Here is a 19941-nt window from a genome sequence, read left to right on the forward strand (position 1 = left end):
CGGGGATTTTTCTTGATGGCATTACATAGTGAATTACTCAGTTGATTATTTAATGTTATTAAATCTTTGGTCTGTTGCTTGTTGTTATGATTAAAAAGTCTTTTTTATTTGCTGTTGTTTTGTTGTTGATGAGTTGTACTCATTTACCCATAGAGCAACTCCCCTCAGAAAATTACAGTAAGCGCATTAAATTTTTAGTGATGCATTACACGGCGATTAATTATCAACGTTCGGTTAAAGCCCTAGTTGAAAAAGGCTATGTCAGTTCACATTACCTGCTCCCTGAAAATGATGATGATACTTATCAGGGGGAGTTAAAAATTTATCAATTGGTGGATGAGAATGATCGTGCTTGGCATGCAGGTAATAGTTATTGGCAAGGGCGACAAGACTTAAATGATCAATCTATCGGTATTGAAATTGTTAATATTCCAAAATGTAAGCGACTAGATACAGCAACAGAAGTCGAAAAAGATCAAGAAAATGGTGATAGCCGTCACTGTTTTTTCCCTGACTATGATCCAGAGCAGATACAGTTACTAATTGAATTATCAAAAGATATTTTAGCGAGAAACCCTGATATTGGTCCTACGCAAGTGATTGGCCATGCGGATATCACACCAACACGAAAAAATGATCCCGGCCCACGTTTTCCATGGTATCAGTTATATAAAGCAGGAATTGGCGCTTGGTATGAAAAGCAAGATGTCGATGAACTATGGCAACAATTTAGTCAGCATTTACCGAATATTGGCTTAGTGCAAAGCGCGTTAAATAGTTATGGTTATCACATTATTGAAACAGGCATACTCGATAACCAAACGCTTGATACTCTGTCGGCATTTCAAATGCACTTTTTACCTTGGCAGGTAAACGGGAAGGTAGATGCAAAAACATCAGCAACCATTTTTGCGTTACTGAAAAAATATTTCCCCGAACGTTTCAGCCGTTTAATGCAAAGATATCAACAAGAATTAACACCCGAGCCTACGCCAGAGCTTGCATTTAAGCGCGGGCAAGTTGATCAAACATTTCCGGCAGTTAAGCGCAATAAAAGAGCACTAGTCAATGACAGAACAACGTTTAAATCGCACCAAGGTCGAGGCGAGATCATCATTGAAAATATTGATGCGCTATCGGCTGATATTTTTGTTAATGGCCAGCGATTAAATATTGCTGCTGAACTAAAAGCAAATACCGCATACCAATACAGCTTGGCGCGCAGAACAAAAAATGGTTTAAATACGCTGCGAGTTGATAATGTGCAACCTGCGGGTGCAAGTATCAATATTGTCATCCCTTACCCTGAACTAAACACCAAGCAAACGAATAAAGCGCTTAGTAAAGGTTTTGCGAAAGTTGATCAGCTGATTAATCAAGACATAGACAATGGTTTTCCTGGTGCTGTGTTGTTGGTGATCAAAGACGGAAAGGTAATAAAACACAGCGCCTATGGCAGCGCAAGAAAATATGCCAGTGGCGGTGTATTGCTAGAGACGCCTGAAAAAATGACTCGCGATACCTTATTCGATTTAGCTTCTAACACCAAAATGTACGCCACTAACTTTGCGCTGATGATGCTAGTTGAGCAAGGTAAGTTAGATGTGACTAAACCTGTTGCCCATTATCTGCCAGAGTATCAAGGAGGCGGTAGAGAAGTACGCACAGTCAAAGATTTATTAACTCACCATGCTGGCTATGCCCCGCAGGTACGTTTTTTTAGCGAAGATAACCGTTTAGGTAAACGCTTTTTCTCACAGGATAAAGCGCGAACACAGCAGCTAATTTTAACGCAGGTGCCATTTGCCGTGGGTAAACAAACTAAACGTATGTATAGCGATACGGATTTTATGTTGCTCGGCACCCTGATAGAGCGCATTACCGGTATGCCGTTAGATGTGTATACCGAACGTTTTATTTATCAGGAATTAGGGCTGAACAACATTTTATTTAACCCTCTGAAAAAAGGTCGAATGAAATCGGAATTTGCTGCAACCGAGATTGATGGCACCACCAGAGGTTGTCGCTTCTCTTATCCGAATGTGCGTGAGTATGTACTTCAGGGTGAAGTGCATGATGAAAAAGCATTTTACTCGATGGAAGGGGTTGCCGGACACGCTGGCTTGTTTGCTAACGCCAGTGATTTATCGGTGTTATTGCAAACCCTGTTAAACGGTGGTGGCTATGGTGATAAATACTTTTTCTCGCAAAAGGTACTGGATCAATTTACCAAACCGGAGGAAAACGCTGGCAGTTATGGTTTAGGTTGGCGCAGAGCCAATCATGGTGATTTTAAATCGTTTTTTGGTCCTTATGCCAGTAGTTTAGCTTATGGCCATACGGGCTGGACAGGCACGGTAACCTTAATCGACCCTGCTCATGATTTAGGGATCATTTTACTCACTAATGCACGCCATACTCCAATTGAAGGGGATGAGCGTAACTACAAGTTTTTAGGTAAAGACTTTGAAACTGGTAATTATGGCAGTGTGATGTCGTTAATTTACGAAGCGGTATTAAATAAAGATTTTTAAGAGAAACAATTAGCACATAGAACAGTATATAATCGACAAAGTAGTAATTTTTCATCTGTTTTGTTAGCCAAATGTTATTTATGTGTTAGTTGTTTGTGGGCAAAAGGGAATATATCGCTTTTCTTTTTTCGCAGATAGAATTAGGCTTTAGCAAAATGAAACTAAAAAACTTTGATTTCAAAGGTCTAGATATTGTGTCCTGCTTATTAAAAATGCGCGCATTGCGTGACAGTTTTTCTGCTAATGAAAGGCGAATTGCAGATTTTGTCATAGAAAATTCTCAATTTATGCGCGATTACTCGTCACAGCAGTTGGCTACTGCCATTAATGTTAGCCAGTCGAGCATTGTTAAATTTAGCCAAAAGTTGGGCTATAAAGGCTATCCCGATTTAAAAATGGCGATTAATGAGTCGGTGGTGAAAGAGCAAGCAGGCAATATGTCGGCAACAAGTCCTCAGTTAGCGAATGATGCCTTATCCGTTTGCCATTTAAGCACTATTCGCAATGCCATTAATGAATCGTTAACACATTGTGAATCAATCAATGAGCAAGGGGTGATTACTGACTTTGCTCAGGCGTTATTAAAGGTGAATAAAGTATTTATTGTCGCGACCAGCTTTGGTATTGGTCCGATAGAAGGTTTAATGGAGCAATTGTTAGACCTTGGTAAATATTGTCGTATTATTCGTTCAGACATGCCTCATGAGCTGTCGAAGTTACAGCAATTAACCTCTGGTGATGTGCTGTTGATTGTTGAAGATGATGAGTTCTCTAATTCGCTTGTCTCGATGGTGAATACGCTTTGGCGTCAGGGTGTTTATAACTTACTACTTAACCGCTTCGGTGATTCTCAGTTATACGCCGTCACCCATCATCAATTACAGTGGGTGGTCACTGATAATGATTCTAAGCTAGGTAAACTTCAGGCTGAAACATGCTTGATCAATTTGATTTATGCACTAGAGCTCGAAATCACCGCGTTAGTGCATAAATCAGATTGATGTTCCTAGGGCGGTTTTCTCTTTGCTGCAAAACAAACTTGAAAGATCAACATGCCCTAAGGTAATTTCCATTTCGTCTTAAACAACTGATAATCTTGTTTGGTTAACGCGATGATAATGGGTGATTGCTTTTCATCTAGCCAAGCCAGTAATTCATCTATGTCTTGCTCTGACATGGCAGTGCAGCCAGCTGTTGGTTTGTTGTTATCGCGCCAAAGGTGTAAGAAGATACAGCTGCCTTGATCTGAAATATTACGGGGATTATGGGCAACAAAAATACCTTTTTTGTATAGATGGTCATTACTATGAATATCTCGGCGCATTGGCTCACTGGAGCCTTGTATCGCATCGTTACCAACAATTGCAGCATCAACTGTTTGGTTATAATACTGTGAACCTCTGACATCGATACAAAAGTTGTTTTCATTCATGGGAGAATATTCAAGCTGAGTCGACAGATTATCAAGATAGCCGAAGGCTCCTGTGAGTTCGAAAATACCTGCGGGGGCTTTTCCATCGCCTTCTTGTTTTTGCTTACCGGGCTGCTGGGGATGTAAGCCTATGCCCCAGGCTAACCCTGTACGACCAACGACAATTGCATGAGGCTCAGCAACTTGCTGCCATTGCCCGTCTTTTTTTTCAAAACGCGATAACTGCCCTTGAATGGCTGACTCATCATCGGTGATCACTAATACCGCTTGCTGTGCATCGATTTGATCAAGTGAAAAAGCTGGTTGTTGTTCTTTAACCACTTGCCATTGCATATCGTAGTGCCACTGATCAAAATAAAGGTTTCCACCGGACCATTCCACTTCACCTCGCTGAGAATCAACGGTTTCAGAGCGTACATGTTGTTTTTTCGGATAAAACGGCTGGGAGTAATCATCGTTAAAAATTAAGCGATAGCTATCAATGCCGCCGAGATAAAACCAAGTTAATCGTTTGTCTGTGCTGCTCAGTTGGCCGTGGGTAACATCCATTGGCACCCAACCATAAGGTTCAAAGTAAACCATGCCCCAATCATGCATGGTATCAAATTGATTATTTGAAAATTCCCAGCCAGATTGCCATTTTGCCGGGATACCGTTCATGCGTAGTAAAGTGATCAATAACAGGGTTTGTTGACCACAATCGGCATAAGGCGCGGTGAATGCCCGCATGCTTAAATTACGTATGGTTGAATATTCTAAAGCGGTTCCCCATTTGATTTGATCAACATAAGCAAAAAGCTTTTGGGCAATCTTATAAGGGTTAGTTTCATCGCCGACAATTGATTGGTTTAATGTAACTAATTCAGGTGTAAAAACAACGTGTGGACTTCGCTGAGCAACAAATGGCTTCAGTGATTCAGGTATTTCGGTGAGCGCTGTAACTTTATTGGCATCAATATTGTGGTTGATTGCGTTGGTTTGGTATTGATACTCGATCCAAAATTCAGTTTCTTTATTGGCAATTGCCGTTGCTTCCATGTAAACCGTACGCTGTAAGTTGTCATTTGGCGCGATGATTGGCTCGTCATGTGAGCTGGCAATAAGCGTAATATTGGTTTGTCGATTAGCAATTTCTCGAGGGAAAGGTAGCCATGCTTTCACTTTCTCGCCAGCGGGCACTGCATTGGCATCAACGGTTAGTGAGTACTTAATACGAAATGTTTGAGGTAACACTGCGGTGTTACCCGTTGCTAATGATTGATCAATCACGGCCACATGATGTCGATTGGTGTCATACAGTGGCGCCCGAGCAGTAAATCGTTGGTAATCTTTGCGTAGGCGCAGTGCATCGTCATTTAACTGAAACAGGTTATAACCAGCGCTTTTGAAGTAACGACGCTGATTATCAATGACGCGAAACTCCAACTCGCCAGCTTGATCCCATGTCTTAATCTGCTGGTCGGTAACGCCTGTTGCATAACGTTTGATATAGGCGCTGACATCGTCAAAACTGGCGCTGAAATCTTTCTCGATTCGTTTCATGCGTTCTAATTCAAACGATGCATTTTTTGTCTGATCAGCTGTTAAGCCTTGTTGAGTCAATAAAGTGTTTAATGCTTGTGTTGCACGGGAAAAATGACCGTTATCAATATCCTGCTTAATACTAGTAAGTTGCGTTGAATAGTCAGTTGGTTGTTGTTCTTCGCAGGCAACTAGTAGCAAGGCGATGAGGATAATAATGACACGGTTCATAAGTTGATGACTCCTTAATCGTTAAATGGGATAAAATGATTAATCGCTTTTACGCCCAGCCCAGGGCTTTCATTTAAAGTGACATCAGACTTGTCAAAAGTCACACCGCCTTGAATTGAAGGGGTTTTACATAATAACGGTCCATCGAGATCGATCTTACGAATGGAGTGTGATTTTGCCGCAGCAACATGGGCGGCAGCCGAAACACTGATATTACTTTCTAACATACAGCCCATCATGCAATCGACGCCAAAAGTGCTGGCAATATCCGCAATATGAATGGCGCGAGAAATACCACCAGTTTTCATTAATTTGATATTGATAATGTCAGCCGCTTGTTTTTGGATCAAGCCAATGACTTCTCTGGGGCCAAAACTACTTTCATCGGCCATTATTGGGGTATGTACTCGATCAAAAATATATTTTAATCCTTCAATGTCATGGCCTTTGACGGGCTGTTCGACCAATTCAAGGTTAATACCTGCATTTTCGATAATATTAATCGCTTTTACCGCCTGTTTTGGTGTCCAGCCTTGATTAGCATCTAACCTAAGCAGTGAACGGCCTTCAACGGCAGCGTGTATTGCTTTAATACGCTCTATATCTATACCAATATCTTTGCCGACTTTTATTTTTAAGGTTTCATAGCCTTGTTCGACTGCTTTTACCGCATCAGCGACCATTTTATCGATGTAATCTACACTGATGGTAACATCGGTGGTCAGCTTTGAGTCACCGCCCCCTAGGGCTTTATAGAGCGGTTGACCTAGCATTTGAGCCCAGAGATCATAAACGGCAATTTCAATTGCTGCTTTAGCACTAAAGTTGTTCACCATCGCATTTTGAATGGTATGACAAATGTAGTTTAAGTTTTCTATCTCTACCCCGAGTAACTTAGGCTTGAGGTGGTGCAAAATTGCTTCTTTCATTGACGCTATGGTATCGCCAGTAATGACCGAAGTTGGTGGCGCCTCACCGTAACCAATATGACCGCTATCTGTTTCAATTAATACCACAATGTCTTTGACTTGCTCGACGGTGCGAATTGCTGTTTTAAAAGGGGTTATTAACGGTACTTCTACCATACCAATGCTAATATCAGTAATTTTCATAATGGTTACCTAATCCGCTTTATATTGTAGATGCCTTTTAAATAACTTTTAAAAGGTAATAATGGAGTGACAGAAACACCATTTAACAAGCCTGATATTTTTTCACCCTGACTATTTGTATAACTTAAACCGTGTACATCATGGATAATAAAAGGTTTGCCATCATTGCTATAGCCAAGAAACATAGCAACATGACCTGGAAGGTACAGTAAATCACCTACTTCAAGTGATTGAAAGTGTTTCATTTTCTCTTTTATTTTTGTGCCTTTAGCAAAACGTGTGTTCACGCCATAGTCAGCACTACTTTGTTGTCCGGTATTGCGTGGCATTAACAAGCCAAAAGTTTTATGAATTTCACCAATAAAACCTGTGCAGTCTCTGCCATTAAAGTCGTGGCCCCATCCGTAGCGCTCACCTAAAAATTTAAATCCCTGTTTAATGATATTGGCTTTGGTAAAAGGTAAATAGCCAATATGCACATCGGCACTTTTAGCAATCAGCGCCGGCTGAATTGTCAGCGTACCATCGTTGTTACGTGTTGGTAGCTGAACTAAATGTCCAGTGATGGGGTTCTGACGATTTAACGCATGTTGTTTAAAAGTGGCCTTATCAATTAATGGTAACTTAGTGCCCATGTCCAGCTGTACCTCTGATACTGAGGTTTGGTAAGGGTCATACGTGGTATAAATTTTATCACCTGTGACCATGAGAAAATCGCTGGCCTGATGGTATGCTGCAACGATTTTTCGAGGCGCTTTAGCTACATATTTAGCTTGGATCCATGCGCGATAGTGGTAGTTTTGCACGAACAACCATTCGCCTGTTTTACTGGTGTGTAATATTGCTACTGCCTCACCTGGAAAAGCGCCTGTTTCCTGAAAACGATCAATGTCAAAGTCCATGCCTGAATTGAGCACCCGATCAAGGGTTGGGAATGTTCTCATCGGTGCTCTTTTTACCACTAAGCCAAACTCTATAGTTTGTTTTGGCGCCAGTGTCTGTATCGCCATTTCATCAAGGTAAGCTTGATAATGTTGTTGAGTGAGTTTGGTGCCGTTTGGGTAAAACCTGTCATATTTGGATGGCGTGCTGATTGCCTGAATAAGCTGGCGTATTTCATCTTTTGATAAGGTCTCAGGATAATCTAATGGAGCGTTAAGGTATGTTTTACTTGCAAATTGCTGCTGGTTTAATGCTGAGATTTGTGTCGATGTTAATAGGAGCTTGCTGGCGTGCTGAGTTTGTTTGAGCCAGTAGCTAGGCTGCAGTTTTTGTTCCGTAATACCTTCAACATTATGATAGAAGCTTGTTTCTTCAACGGTTGCACAAGCCCCTAAACTCAATAATAGTGAAAAGAGGGTAAGTAACTGTAAAATAAAATTCTTTGGCATCATTAATAGGTCACTTAATATTTTGTTCTTATTCGATGGAACACTCAAGTTAGAATAATACTTTCTTAATTATTTTGAAAGAAAAATATTTTATTCCTTTTCTTTTTCTCTCAATTCCCATAACCTTACCCAAATAATAACGTCATGCTTGGTTGCTAATTCGTTGTTTTGAAGCAATATCATTGGCAATAATAAAGAGAGATAAATTGTGCAAGATTGGATCACTGTCATTCCGCCGTTACTCGCGGTTGCTATCGTATTGTGGAAAAAAGAAGTCATATTGGCATTGTTGTTAGCAATATTTAGTTCTGAATTACTGATATTGATGCAAGTAGAACAATCTGCCCTAGCAAACTTTACCTTCGCTGGGATTGAACGAGTGGTTAACGTATTTGCTGATGGTGGCAATACTCGGGTGCTTATTTTTTCTCTGTTAGTCGGTGCACTACTTGCCTTTATGCGCAGCTCAGGTGGTGTCACCGCGACGGTGGATTTTCTTATTCGCAAAGGGCTTAGTGGTAATGCCAGACAATCTCGCCTGTTAGCATTCTTTACCGGTTTGATCATTTTTATTGAATCTAACCTCAGTGTGTTAATGGCAGGTATTATTTCGAGAGGCTTATTTGATAAGTTTAATATGAGCCGTGCTCGACTAGCGTATATCATAGACAGTACCAGTGCGCCGATATGTATTCTGCTATTGATGAACGGTTGGGGCGCCTATGTATTAGGCTTGCTTGGCAATTATGAACTTGAAGGTTCTATAGTGTCGTTGTTAGTACAAACGATCCCACTAAATTTTTATGCACTGATCACTTTGGCCATCGTGCTTTATACGATTGTTGCTGATAAAACCCATGGTCCGCTTAAGCAAGCAGAAATAGAACAAAACATCACGCATAGTCATGCTGAGCTTGATGTTGAGGCATCAAAACCTCGCTATATGTTGATCCCGCTTTTTATGATGTCATTCTCTATGGTGGGCTTTATGTTCATCACAGGAAATGGTGACTTCACCGCGGGTTCTGGCTCTAAGTCAATACTTTACGCAACTGTGTTAGCTTGTTTAACTGCCTATATTATGATGACAGCGAGTAAGCGATTTGCCCATAAAGACATGATGAATATTGGCTTTAAGGGCATGTCAGAACTGTTACCGTTAGTGAGTATCGTGTTATTTTCATTAGCTTTAGGGGCAAGTTTAAAGCAACTGGGCACCGGTATTTTTATTTCAGGGTTAGTGGCTGATAATTTACCGATGTTTTTAATCCCTGCAGTTATTTTTATTGCCGGCGGCTTAATGTCGTTTTCTACAGGAACGTCTTGGGGCACATTTGCCATATTGATCCCCATAGGCATGCCATTAGTGATTAATTTAGGTTTACCTGCGCCATTGGTGTTGGCGGCTATTTTGGGTGGCGGGGTGTTTGGTGATCATTGCTCACCGATTTCAGATACCACAGCTGTCTCTGCCGTTGCCTCAGGCTGTGATCTGCTGGAACATGTAAAAACACAGCTGCCTTATGCATTAACTGCTGGTGCACTTTCTATCATTGCCTATATTGTTGCTGGTTTAATGATGATTTAAGGAAGTAGGATGAAGAATTTACTTGTGCTCTTTTATTGCTTTGCCTGTGTGAGTTTAGCGCATGATATTCCCAAGCAATTTGTTGATTTAAGTGATGTATTACCCGATGCCCATTATGATATTCGCTATGCCAGTACTAATAATTTTGTTGGTGAAAAAATTAAGGGCTACCATGCGGCTAAATGCATTATTCATCAAGATGCGGCAAAGGCATTAACCATTGCGGCTAACGAACTTAAAAAAAGCGGCTATCGCTTTAACATCTTCGACTGTTACCGACCTGAGCGAGCTGTTGGACACTTTATGGCATGGGCGCAAGATTTATCGGCGCTAAAAACAAAAGCTGAGTACTTTCCAAATCTAGCAAAATCGACCTTAGTGCCTGATTATATCGCTGCAAAGTCAGGGCATAGTCGTGGTTACACCATTGATCTTAGCCTTGAAAAAAAGCAGCCTGATGGCAGTTATCAGCCTGTTGATATGGGCTCACCATTTGATTTATTTGATACCTTATCAAATACAGAGGATCCAAGAATCACGCCGCAGCAAAGCGTTAACAGACAGTTGCTAAAAAGCGTGATGCTCAACCATGGTTTTACCGACTATTCATTAGAGTGGTGGCATTTCACCCATAGTAGCGACCCTCGTGATCGCTACTGGGACTTTGAGATCCGTTAAACCCTCTCTCAATAGTCGTTATAGTCAAATTGATGGGCGGTGAACAAGGCTTGGGTTTGTCGCCAAATGTCTCCTAAGTTACCATTATTAATGATTTTATCGTCTAATTGACGAACGGGACCGACTTGCTTGGTGGAGCTAGTGAGCCATATTTCGTCGGCAGCAAACACTTCGTCGCGGGTGACAACACGTTCTTCAACTGGGATATCACTATATTTATCCAATATATCTAAAATCAGCAGGCGGGTGATGCCAGGTAGTTTTTGGTGGTCTAACTTCGGGGTGATCACCACGCCATCTTTGACTATAAAGCAATTACAGCTAGCGGCTTCTGTCAGCTCGTCTTTTTCATTGAATAATAATGTTTCATCAAACCCTGCTTGGTGGCTGCGTTGATAATGCATGACATTGCCGAGTAAGGAGGTCGACTTAATGTTGCAGCGCTGCCATCTTAAATCCTGAGCACTGATCACTTTATAGGTGTTAATCTTGGTATCATCAACACAAGGTGCTGGTGGTATTTCGAAGGCATAAGCAAATAAGGTTGGGCGAATGTTTTGGGTAAAAGCATGATGCCGTTTAGTGTCAGCACCACGGGAAACATGGATATAAATTCCTAAATCACCCCCACCGTTTTGTTCACAGAGCTGGTGACAAATTTCTTCAAAAAACGCATGATCATAAGGGTGATTAATTTCAATCGCCGCTAAACCATCGAGCAAACGGTCGATATGCGGGGTAAATCCGACAAATTTATTATCATAACTTGGGATGACTTCATAAATGCCGTCGCCAAATAAAAAGCCGCGATCCATAGGGGATATTTTGGCCTGTTCTGGTGGAATAAACTCACCATTTAAATACACTATCGACATATTAGACCTATCTTTGTATGTGTGTCTTGCTCACTTAAGTGATGTTTGACCTTGTTATTGATTGCGGGGCAGTATTTATTGCTTATTTGCAGGGTAAAGCAAATAAGGTTGCCGCTGCGCGTTAAATGCTGCCAAGCCGTTTTGCCATTTTGCTGTAATGGCTGCAAGTGATTTACCTGCTAGCATATCCAACCTGATTTGGTCAGTACCTGCTAGTTTATCGAGAAACTGCGCTCGTTGGAAAAATTCATTATCATGTTGTGCGAATAATTGATACCACTGGTAAAAAAGTGATAAATCAAAACCGGAGATCTGCGAAGCTCTTAAGTCCATGCCGGTTAATTTTTTGCCTTTTAGTTTTGGATTACTGGCGGCTCCGACAATGGAACGCGGTGTAAACTCAAAATCGCCGATGGCTAGCGTGTCATGGCCAAGTACTTGAAATGGAAAATCTGTACCTCGTCCTACACTGACGGGTGTGGCTTCAAAAAAGCACAAGGACGGGTACAATCGTATTGCGGTACTATTAGGTAAATTAGGGCTAGGCAATACAGGTAAGTCATAGTGATCTGCACGAGAATAGTCGAGTACCTTAACCACCTGTAAATTTAACTTATGCTTGATGTTGTTTGGGTTTTCAATGGTATCTAACCAGCCTTCGCCAACGATCATTTTTGCCAGTTCACCGACTGTCATGCCATGGATAAGCGGGATCGGCAGCAGGCCGACAAAAGAGCGAAATTTATCATCTAACATGGGCCCATCAACATAGGCGATATTTGGATTAGGTCTATCGAGCACAATAAATTCAATATCATGTTGAGCCGCTGCTTGCATCATATAAAACATTGAATTGATATAAGTATAGAACCGGACGCCGACATCTTGAATATCAAAAATAATCACGTCGAGTTCTGTGAGTACTTTGGTACTGGGTTTTTTGTTCTTTCCGTAGATGGAAACAATGTCGATCCCTGTTTGCTCATCTTTGCTGGAATTGAAAACTTCTCCCGCATCTTTTTTGCCTCGAAAACCGTGCTCGGGAGCAAATATTTTACTGATGGTAATGTTGTTTTCATGCAGTAAATCGACTAAATGCTTGCCTTTAGCGCGAGAGCTTTGATTGACAACCAAGCCGACTTTTTTATTGATTAAGCGTGGCAGGTAACGCTGAACTTGTTCAGCGCCAACTTGCGAAGGCGCGATATTTTTTGCACTTAAAAGTGGTAGCCATAACAGCAATGGTAGCAAGATCATTAGTTTCATTGGTTTATCTCTTTGTTGTCAGCTTGCTTGCCTACATTTGTTGATTAGAACCTAAACTGGTTAACGCATGTCGTAGAAAACCGTTATTTTCATCGAGTGATTGCTGACATAGTTCAGGGGAAACATCTGTCAGGATATGTAGTATTGCCAGTTTTGCTTTTTGACCACATTGGTTCAGTGCTCGTTCTGCGGTGTTACTGTCACATCCGGTTGCCTGCATCACAATGCGAATTGCCCTAGCATAGAGCTTTTCATTACTGGCATTAACATCCACCATCAAATTTTCATAGCTTTTACCAGAGCGGATCATACTCGCTGTTGTTAACATATTCAGTACTAATTTTTGTGCAGTACCTGCTTTTAATCGAGTCGAACCTGTCAGTACTTCGGGGCCAACTACGGGGCATATGTTGATTTCGGCATGTTCAGCAATCGCAGCATTTGGATTACAACAAACACTTACTGTGCTCGCGCCAATACTTGTTGCATAATCCAGTGCCCCGATCACATAAGGCGTTCTGCCACTTGCGGCAATGCCGACTAATACATCGTTTTGATTAAACGAGATGTTTTGTAGATCTTGTACGCCGATTGTTGGATTGTCTTCTGCCCCTTCCACTGCTTTAAAAATAGCATTGTTACCACCGGCAATAATACCAACCACTTGTTCAGATGAAACACTGAATGTTGGTGGGCATTCAACCGCATCTAATATCCCTAAGCGACCACTGGTGCCTGCGCCAATGTAGACTAAACGTCCCCCATGACGGAAAGCGTCGACAATTTTGTCAACCGCTTGTGTGATCGAGGGAATGCATGCGGCAATGGCATTGGGGACATCTTTATCATTGTCATTGATCGTTGTTAATATTTGTGCAGTTGACATTAAATCGAGTTGCATTGTGTTTGGATGGCGTTCTTCGGTCACCATACTATTTAGGTGCGATAATAGCTTTTGCTTTGCTTCACCCGTTGATTGTGTGTCAGTTTTTTTAGGCATATTGATTCTATCCGGCATATTTAACAGCATATGTTCTGCGATCAGGCAAGCTCCATCTAGTGAAGAGCCTTTAGGTGATTGGGGTTGACCAATCACTTTAGGATTTAAGTAAGGTAGGGTAGGGGGTGATAGCCCTCCCATCAGTACTAAAGGTAACGATTTACCATTGCGAGTGAGCGCTATTAATTCTTCCACATGTTTGACATGTTGCTCGATGACATTGCGTGCGGTGTCACATTGGCCAGCGAGTTCAAATACTTTTTTGGTCAATCTGGCAAAATCAAAAGGTTTCGCTTGGCGAAGCCATTGTTGAACCGCTTTTTTATTCGGTCCCAATTGTTGATTTAAATACTTCCCTAAAAGTGAGCTTGGAGCTTGATAAAGATCTAGCTCTTTCAGTAATGATTTAACCGCCATTTGGCCTAACTTAGCGCCACCGCCTTCATCGCCAATGTGAAATCCCCAGCCGCCCACGTAGTGCTCGCGTAATTCGTTATCTAAGGTGGCACCGACTGAACCTGTCCCCAATGCTACTATTGCTACTGGCTCGCCCAGATTAGCACCATATAAGGAAGTTTTTGCATCATTAACAATTTCAAGTGCCGCAAATGAATACGCCAAATGGTTTTTAAGGGCATCTGCTTGGTTTTTATCGCCGCCGCCGGCTAATCCCATGACTACAGCGATATCACTGGCTTGGCATTGCCCTTTTTCCAGCAGACAATCAATAAGTTGGGTGATTGTTGCACAAGCTGAGCGAAAGTCATTGGTGAGAGAACTTGCGCCACTTCGACATTCAAACGTTTCACCTGTCGCTAAATTTTTTATCCGACCAAGTGTTTTAGTGCCGCCACCATCTATCCCGATAATATACTGAACTGTCATATGCGAGACCCCTCTGCAGGCTCTATGACTGTTGGTCGTACATTGATGGGTTGTTTTTTACCACTGACACATACGATGAATGACAGCAAAGTGCCTAAGCATAATTGCCAGGTAAAACCTAGATCTAACTGCCATGCTGGTGGGAACAAGGTATCCATCATGTAGGGCTGAAATAAGAGTGTAAGTACAAAACCACTGATCAGTGCGAGCAACACAGAGACACTGTTGCCACGATCAGTAAACAATACCGTAAAATACACACCCAATAGGCCACTATAAGAAAACACCATCACGCTTAGTGCAAATGCTAGTAAAGGAGTATCAGAATATTGTTGCCAGTAATAACAAAGTATTGCCATTGAGCCTAAACTAAAAGCAACTAGGCTCATTGCAACTTGCCCCGAATAGACAAAATGTTTTTCACTTACCGTTGGTGTTTTCTTTAATTTCCATGGACGGTAGATATCTTGTACCAATACCGAAGCCATAGAATTAAGCCCAGAATTAAGGGTTGAGAGTGCAGCAGCGATGACCCCAATGGTAACAAAACCTTTCACACCTGCTGGCATCTCATGCAATACGTAATACATAAAGATGGTGACTTTTTCACCGGAAAAAGATTGATTAATTTCCGACATCCCATCAGTCTGCATTAAATCGGGTCGTTGATAAAAAATGAACAACAGTAAACCAATAGCGATGAAAATAAACATCACAGGAATAACTAACACAATAGACAGTAATATCGATTTACTGCCATCTTTGGCATTTTTACAGGTTAACACCCGTTGGGTTAAATCCTGATCTAAGCCAAATGCTGCGATATTTAACAACACAAATCCGGTGATGGCTGACCAAACACTGAACACACCACTGGGTGAAAAATCTAAGTCCCAATTGAGCAAAGTTAACTTTGAAGGCTGACCTGGAGCAGGGTGTTCTAGGGCTGCTAAAATTTGCGAGAAATCTGCAGGAATACTCGCCAGCAGAAAGTAAATGACTAATAATGCCGCTGTGACATAAATAATACATTGAATCACATCGTTATAGATCACGGTACGAATACCGCCAACAACAGAATTTCCAAGACCTACGGCGACCAACACTAAGGTTGAGATGATGACGCTGTTTGCTTCTATATTACCAAAAATGATCATCGCAACGGCAATGGCTGCCATATATAAACGTGCGCCGCTAGCGAAAACCCGACCAAATAAGTACATTAAGCCGGCTTGTTTTTTTGCTGCTGTGCCGAAGCGGTTTTCAAGCAGTTCATATACTGTTGCGACCTTGTTCTGGTAAAACTTGGGGATCAACAGTGCTGCGACGATAAATGCGGCGATAAAGGCGCCAATATTTGTGGCTAAATAGGATAAATCATTGCGGTAGCCCTGATCTGGTCCCCCTAAAAAGGTGGCTGCTGATTGAGAAGTTGCCAATACAGAGATGGCGACTAACCAGACAGGCATAGTGTTACCACCTAAAAAATAGTCATTAGTGTTTTGGGCGGTTTTACGGTTGAAAAACCAGCCACTTAGCGCTAACACCAATACATAGATAGCAAACACCAGCCAATCAGCCAATACAAACTGAGATCCCATACAGTGGCCCTCGACCAAATAATTAATAATTCCAATACGACTCTGTAGATAGAATATATAATTCCTGTTAAGATGTAAAAACATTAATAAAATATTTTAACATTTATGATCTCGGTGACTGATTATCATGGATAAAGTAAGGTATATTTTCTCTTTAGTAATAATAATGATGGGACTCAGTGCTTGTGATGAGCATGAACTTGATAAAGGCGACCAACCATTGGCGACGTTAAAGCAACAACTTGCACAAAAAATAATGCTAGATTTTCGTTACTATTGTCATGATGAAATTGCTTTTGATGGTGATAAAGCATCGGTGTGTACTCAGCCAATGACTGAGTTGCCAGAAGAAATTGCCCAGTTAATTGCGGGTACAGATCTTGGCGGAGTGATCCTATTTTCAGATAATCTAGTATCTGTTGAACAAATTGTGACATTAAACCACCAGTTAGCTGTTGCCGGCCAAAATGCGGCACTTAAGCTACCTTTGTTTATTGCTGTTGATCAAGAAGGTGGCAGAGTTGCCAGATTACCGAGAAATCATTCAACTGCATTTACTGGCAGTATGTCTATTGCCGCTACTTATGCAAAGCATGGCGTTAAGTATGCGCGTCTTAGTGGTGAAATCATCGGGCAAGAACTGATGGCTACAGGCTTTAATTTAAACTTTGCTCCCACCGTTGATGTCAATGTTAATCCAGATAATCCTGTGATTAATGTGCGTTCCTTTGGTGAAGATGCCGATCAAGTAGCTGAGTTGGCAACAGCACAATTAAAGGCAATGCAAAGCCAACAGGTGTTAGGTACGTTAAAGCATTTTCCAGGTCATGGTGATACCAGTGTTGATAGTCATACCGGATTACCATTAGTTGCTCATAATGTGTCGAAAATTAAACAGGTTGATTTGGCACCATTTCAATATGCGATTGAGCAAAATGTCGCTCATGCGATCATGACGGCACACATTCAATACCCAGCTTTAGATTCATCTACCTTCGTCAGTAAAGATGGCAAGACTATGATTAAGCCTGCCACCATGTCTAAAGCGATTTTAACGGATCTGCTCAGAGAAAAAATGAACTTTCAGGGATTAGTGATCACTGACGCGCTAGATATGAAAGGTATCAGTGAATTCTTTGATGAAACTCAAGCGGTGATTGAAACCTTTAATGCCGGTGCCGACATTGCTTTGATGCCTATCGCTATTCGCTCGAAAGGTGATATTGTCAAATTTGAACAGTTGTTATCGTCATTAGCACAAGCGGTTGAACAAGGAGCGCTTAACAGAGAAATGGTTGAGCAATCTTTTAATAGAATTTGGCATGCTAAACAGCAATTACCAAGCTCAACAATGACGCTGAAACAAAAACTTGAACAGGCGCGTACTGTTTTAGCTAATGACAAAGCAAAGGCAATAGAGCAAGAATTGTCTGATCAGGCGATCACCGCCATTAAAGGTACCGGACAATTATCAGCAGAGGTTAAGCACTTACATATCTTATTTCCAGATGATAACAAATGTCAGGCACTTAATAATGAAATTGCCCGTTATCGCGCCGAGATAAAAATTACTTGCAGTAACACCATGACGGCCACAGTTGCTGAGGAAATTGTGCGAGTTAAACAAGCTGATGCGTTAATCGTTGCGAATGTGACACCAAAACAAAGTGTGGTTGAAATGGGTGGTATGGCTGATCTGCCTCGATTGCTCGAGCAATTGAAAAAAAGTAAACGTAGCAAAACTGATCAAGATAATTTTATTAAAGAGCTGCTAACCTTTGCTAAACAAAAAGGCAAAGAAACACTCTTTATCAGTTTACGTATGCCTTATGATGCCATAGATTATCGTGCGATAGCTGATCATATCATTGCGACTTATTCATATAATCAATACGAAGATAGCATGGGTAAGCAAACAGGCACGGTTTATCAATCAATCGCTAAGTTGCTGACTGGACAAATCCAAGCACAAGGGCAACTCCCTGTGACTATTGATACACAAAAATTAAAGGAAAATGCGACAGCAGGTCATTAATACGCTGATCGTTTTTAAAAAAGAGTTGGAGTTACATAATGTCGGTACTGGTTAAAATAAAAGCGCAATATTTGGCTTTCACGTCTAAAGAAAAGCAAATTGCTGATTTTATTTCCTCATCCCCACAAGCGATTAAAGATTTATCCTCGAAAGAATTGGGGGCCGCGATTGGTGTCAGCCAATCCAGTATCGTTAAATTTACCCAAAAGCTAGGCTATAAAGGTTATCCCGCATTAAAGCTCGCTTTGGTTGAGTCGATCAATAAACAAAGCAAAGATCAGCCGTTGCCAGGAGATATTTCGCTTGAAGATAATATTGAACAGTTAGCTGATAAATTGTTAGCCAGTAAAGTGAATGTCTTAAAAGAAACCTTTCAGATCAATGATGCGGCTTCTTTTGAGCAAGCCACCGATTTAATTTTACACGCCAAGCGTATTTTAGTCAGCGGTATTGGCGCATCGGGCTTGGTGGCAAAAGATTTTGGTTTTAAATTGCAAAAAGTGGGTTTACCCGCGATTTCTGAGGCGAGTGGTCATAGTCAGCTTGCGTATTCAGCAACTTTTGGCCGAGGTGATTTGGTGATTGCGATCAGTGAATCGGGTCGAACAGCTGATGTGATTGCCGTTGCCGAACAAGCGACTAGTCGAGGAGCAAAAGTGATCAGCATTACCGGCGTCACTAAGAATAAGTTGCAAAAATTGGCGCAAATTCCATTATATAGTGTCGCTGAAAAATCGTCTTTGCGCTTATCTTCTATTTTAGCGAGAACATCACAAGAACTGATTATTGATACTTTGTTTATCGCACTGACACAAAAATCAGACGAGTTTAGAGAACGGGTGCAAGTGTCTAACGAGGCGGTCAGTGACTATGTTGAAAATGGCAATAAAAAGTAGCTGCTACCAAGGCTACCTTCCTCAATTACTTACAGCAAACTATCAAAATAAGAGTCATTATGAATAAGGCCAATTTATCTCCCGAAACTATCCGAGAACAAATTCGAGCAGGTAGCTGGACTTCTCATACTAGTGGCGTGGCTAAAGGCTTTGTGCAATGTAATGTGGTGATAATGCCTGCAGCAGACGCGAAGGATTTTGAAACTTTTTGTCAATTAAATGCCAAAGCTTGCCCTATCATTGCCAAGTCAACGCATCCGGGGTCACCATATATTAGTGTTGGTGATGACTATGTTGCCGACATTCGTACCGATATCCCAAGTTATTGCGTATATGAGAATGGCAACTTGGTCGATCAACCTCAGGCGATTGAAGAGCTATGGCGAGACGATTTAGTCACCTTTTTATTGGGATGCTCTTTTTCTTTTGAGGAAGCCTTATTGGCTGAAAGTGTCGAAGTGCGCAATATCACTGAGCAAGTCAATGTGCCGATGTTTAATACCAATATCCCCAATAAAAGTGTCGGTAAGTTCAAAGGTAATATGGTGGTAAGCATGCGCCCAATGCCAGCTAGTGATGCCATTAAAGCGATACAAATCTGTAGTAAGTTTCCTAAAGTACATGGTGCGCCCATACATATCGCAAACCCTGAATTCATTGGCATAACGGATATCTCTAAGCCAGATTATGGTGACGCAGTGACTCTTCATCCAGAAGATCTACCGGTGTTTTGGGCCTGTGGGGTTACACCGCAAAATGCTATTAAGCAAGCTCAATTGGCTTTTTGTATTACTCATAGTCCCGGCTGTATGTTAGTGACGAATATGTTAAATAGCGATTTGATGACTAGGGCGTGTTGATCTTTGCTGCAAACACAAACTTGAAAGATCAACACG

General features: G+C 41.4%; 14 protein-coding genes. 7 read left to right on the top strand and 7 right to left on the bottom strand.

What is annotated here, in order from left to right; all coding sequences use genetic code 11:
* Nucleotides 1-86: 86 nt before the first annotated feature.
* Both pbp4b and IV514_RS00825 read left to right on the top strand, forming a co-directional pair.
* Nucleotides 87-2534 carry a penicillin binding protein PBP4B gene (pbp4b, locus tag IV514_RS00820; RefSeq protein ID WP_206483023.1) on the top strand — a complete coding sequence of 816 codons (2448 nt, stop codon included), beginning with the start codon at nt 87-89 and terminating at the stop codon, nt 2532-2534.
* Between the two features lie 155 nt (nt 2535-2689).
* Entirely contained in the window at nt 2690-3535 is an 846-nt protein-coding gene (locus IV514_RS00825) for a MurR/RpiR family transcriptional regulator (protein WP_206483024.1), read from the top strand.
* Nucleotides 3536-3591: 56 nt separating this feature from the next.
* On the opposite strand, the gene IV514_RS00830 is transcribed toward IV514_RS00825, so the two are convergent.
* From IV514_RS00830 to IV514_RS00840, 3 genes are read right to left on the bottom strand one after another with little or no spacing between them, the layout of a single operon-like run.
* The gene (locus tag IV514_RS00830; RefSeq protein ID WP_206483025.1) at nt 3592-5718 is read right to left on the bottom strand and encodes a transglutaminase domain-containing protein; all 2127 of its coding nucleotides are present in this window, start codon (nt 5716-5718) and stop codon (nt 3592-3594) included.
* A 14-nt stretch (nt 5719-5732) separates the two neighbouring features.
* Nucleotides 5733-6830, bottom strand: coding sequence for a dipeptide epimerase (locus IV514_RS00835; RefSeq protein ID WP_206483026.1), 1098 nt, complete (start codon nt 6828-6830; stop codon nt 5733-5735).
* 5 nt (nt 6831-6835) lie between these two features.
* Nucleotides 6836-8224, bottom strand: coding sequence for an SH3 domain-containing protein (locus tag IV514_RS00840; protein ID WP_241242131.1), 1389 nt, complete (start codon nt 8222-8224; stop codon nt 6836-6838).
* A 205-nt stretch (nt 8225-8429) separates the two neighbouring features.
* Here IV514_RS00840 and IV514_RS00845 point away from each other — a divergent pair, with 205 nt between their 5' ends.
* Both IV514_RS00845 and IV514_RS00850 read left to right on the top strand, forming a co-directional pair.
* A complete protein-coding gene (locus IV514_RS00845; RefSeq protein WP_206483027.1) occupies nt 8430-9809 on the top strand; it encodes a Na+/H+ antiporter NhaC family protein in 1380 nt (459 codons plus the stop codon).
* Nucleotides 9810-9818: 9 nt separating this feature from the next.
* On the top strand, nt 9819-10487 hold the full coding sequence (locus IV514_RS00850) for a M15 family metallopeptidase (RefSeq protein WP_206483028.1): 669 nt from the start codon (nt 9819-9821) through the stop codon (nt 10485-10487).
* Nucleotides 10488-10495: 8 nt separating this feature from the next.
* Here IV514_RS00850 and IV514_RS00855 read toward each other — a convergent pair whose 3' ends face one another.
* The 4 genes from IV514_RS00855 to IV514_RS00870 form a co-directional block, all read right to left on the bottom strand.
* Entirely contained in the window at nt 10496-11362 is an 867-nt protein-coding gene (locus tag IV514_RS00855) for an aminotransferase class IV (RefSeq protein ID WP_206483029.1), read from the bottom strand.
* Between the two features lie 75 nt (nt 11363-11437).
* Nucleotides 11438-12628, bottom strand: coding sequence for a DUF1343 domain-containing protein (locus IV514_RS00860; protein WP_206483030.1), 1191 nt, complete (start codon nt 12626-12628; stop codon nt 11438-11440).
* Nucleotides 12629-12659: 31 nt separating this feature from the next.
* Nucleotides 12660-14513 carry an N-acetylmuramic acid 6-phosphate etherase gene (gene murQ / locus IV514_RS17665; protein ID WP_206483031.1) on the bottom strand — a complete coding sequence of 618 codons (1854 nt, stop codon included), beginning with the start codon at nt 14511-14513 and terminating at the stop codon, nt 12660-12662.
* On the bottom strand, nt 14510-16114 hold the full coding sequence (locus tag IV514_RS00870) for a sodium:solute symporter (RefSeq protein ID WP_206483032.1): 1605 nt from the start codon (nt 16112-16114) through the stop codon (nt 14510-14512). Before IV514_RS00870 ends, murQ begins: the two co-directional genes overlap by 4 nt.
* 166 nt (nt 16115-16280) lie before the next feature.
* On the opposite strand from IV514_RS00870, the gene IV514_RS00875 reads away from it, so the two are divergent.
* Genes IV514_RS00875 through IV514_RS00885 form a run of 3 tightly spaced genes read left to right on the top strand, consistent with a single transcriptional unit; the run spans nt 16281 to nt 19905 of the window.
* A complete protein-coding gene (locus IV514_RS00875; protein ID WP_241242132.1) occupies nt 16281-18149 on the top strand; it encodes a glycoside hydrolase family 3 protein in 1869 nt (622 codons plus the stop codon).
* A 38-nt stretch (nt 18150-18187) separates the two neighbouring features.
* A complete protein-coding gene (locus tag IV514_RS00880; protein WP_206483033.1) occupies nt 18188-19045 on the top strand; it encodes a MurR/RpiR family transcriptional regulator in 858 nt (285 codons plus the stop codon).
* A gap of 59 nt (nt 19046-19104) precedes the next feature.
* Nucleotides 19105-19905 (top strand): putative hydro-lyase, encoded by an 801-nt coding sequence (locus tag IV514_RS00885; protein WP_206483034.1) that lies wholly within the window; start codon nt 19105-19107, stop codon nt 19903-19905.
* Nucleotides 19906-19941: the final 36 nt, after the last annotated feature.

Origin of the sequence: Thalassotalea sp. G2M2-11 (assembly GCF_017168195.1) — a bacterium.
GTDB lineage: Bacteria > Pseudomonadota > Gammaproteobacteria > Enterobacterales > Alteromonadaceae > Thalassotalea_E.

Bases quoted from the DNA above. Each gene is read 5' to 3' on its own strand.
- pbp4b (WP_206483023.1), top strand. From the start codon at position 87: ATGATTAAAAAGTCTTTTTTATTTGCTGTTGTTTTGTTGTTGATGAGT.
- IV514_RS00825 (WP_206483024.1), top strand. From the start codon at position 2,690: ATGAAACTAAAAAACTTTGATTTCAAAGGTCTAGATATTGTGTCCTGC.
- IV514_RS00830 (WP_206483025.1), bottom strand. From the start codon at position 5,718: ATGAACCGTGTCATTATTATCCTCATCGCCTTGCTACTAGTTGCCTGC.
- IV514_RS00835 (WP_206483026.1), bottom strand. From the start codon at position 6,830: ATGAAAATTACTGATATTAGCATTGGTATGGTAGAAGTACCGTTAATA.
- IV514_RS00840 (WP_241242131.1), bottom strand. From the start codon at position 8,224: ATGATGCCAAAGAATTTTATTTTACAGTTACTTACCCTCTTTTCACTA.
- IV514_RS00850 (WP_206483028.1), top strand. From the start codon at position 9,819: ATGAAGAATTTACTTGTGCTCTTTTATTGCTTTGCCTGTGTGAGTTTA.
- IV514_RS00855 (WP_206483029.1), bottom strand. From the start codon at position 11,362: ATGTCGATAGTGTATTTAAATGGTGAGTTTATTCCACCAGAACAGGCC.
- IV514_RS00860 (WP_206483030.1), bottom strand. From the start codon at position 12,628: ATGAAACTAATGATCTTGCTACCATTGCTGTTATGGCTACCACTTTTA.
- murQ (WP_206483031.1), bottom strand. From the start codon at position 14,513: ATGACAGTTCAGTATATTATCGGGATAGATGGTGGCGGCACTAAAACA.
- IV514_RS00870 (WP_206483032.1), bottom strand. From the start codon at position 16,114: ATGGGATCTCAGTTTGTATTGGCTGATTGGCTGGTGTTTGCTATCTAT.
- IV514_RS00875 (WP_241242132.1), top strand. From the start codon at position 16,281: ATGATGGGACTCAGTGCTTGTGATGAGCATGAACTTGATAAAGGCGAC.
- IV514_RS00880 (WP_206483033.1), top strand. From the start codon at position 18,188: ATGTCGGTACTGGTTAAAATAAAAGCGCAATATTTGGCTTTCACGTCT.
- IV514_RS00885 (WP_206483034.1), top strand. From the start codon at position 19,105: ATGAATAAGGCCAATTTATCTCCCGAAACTATCCGAGAACAAATTCGA.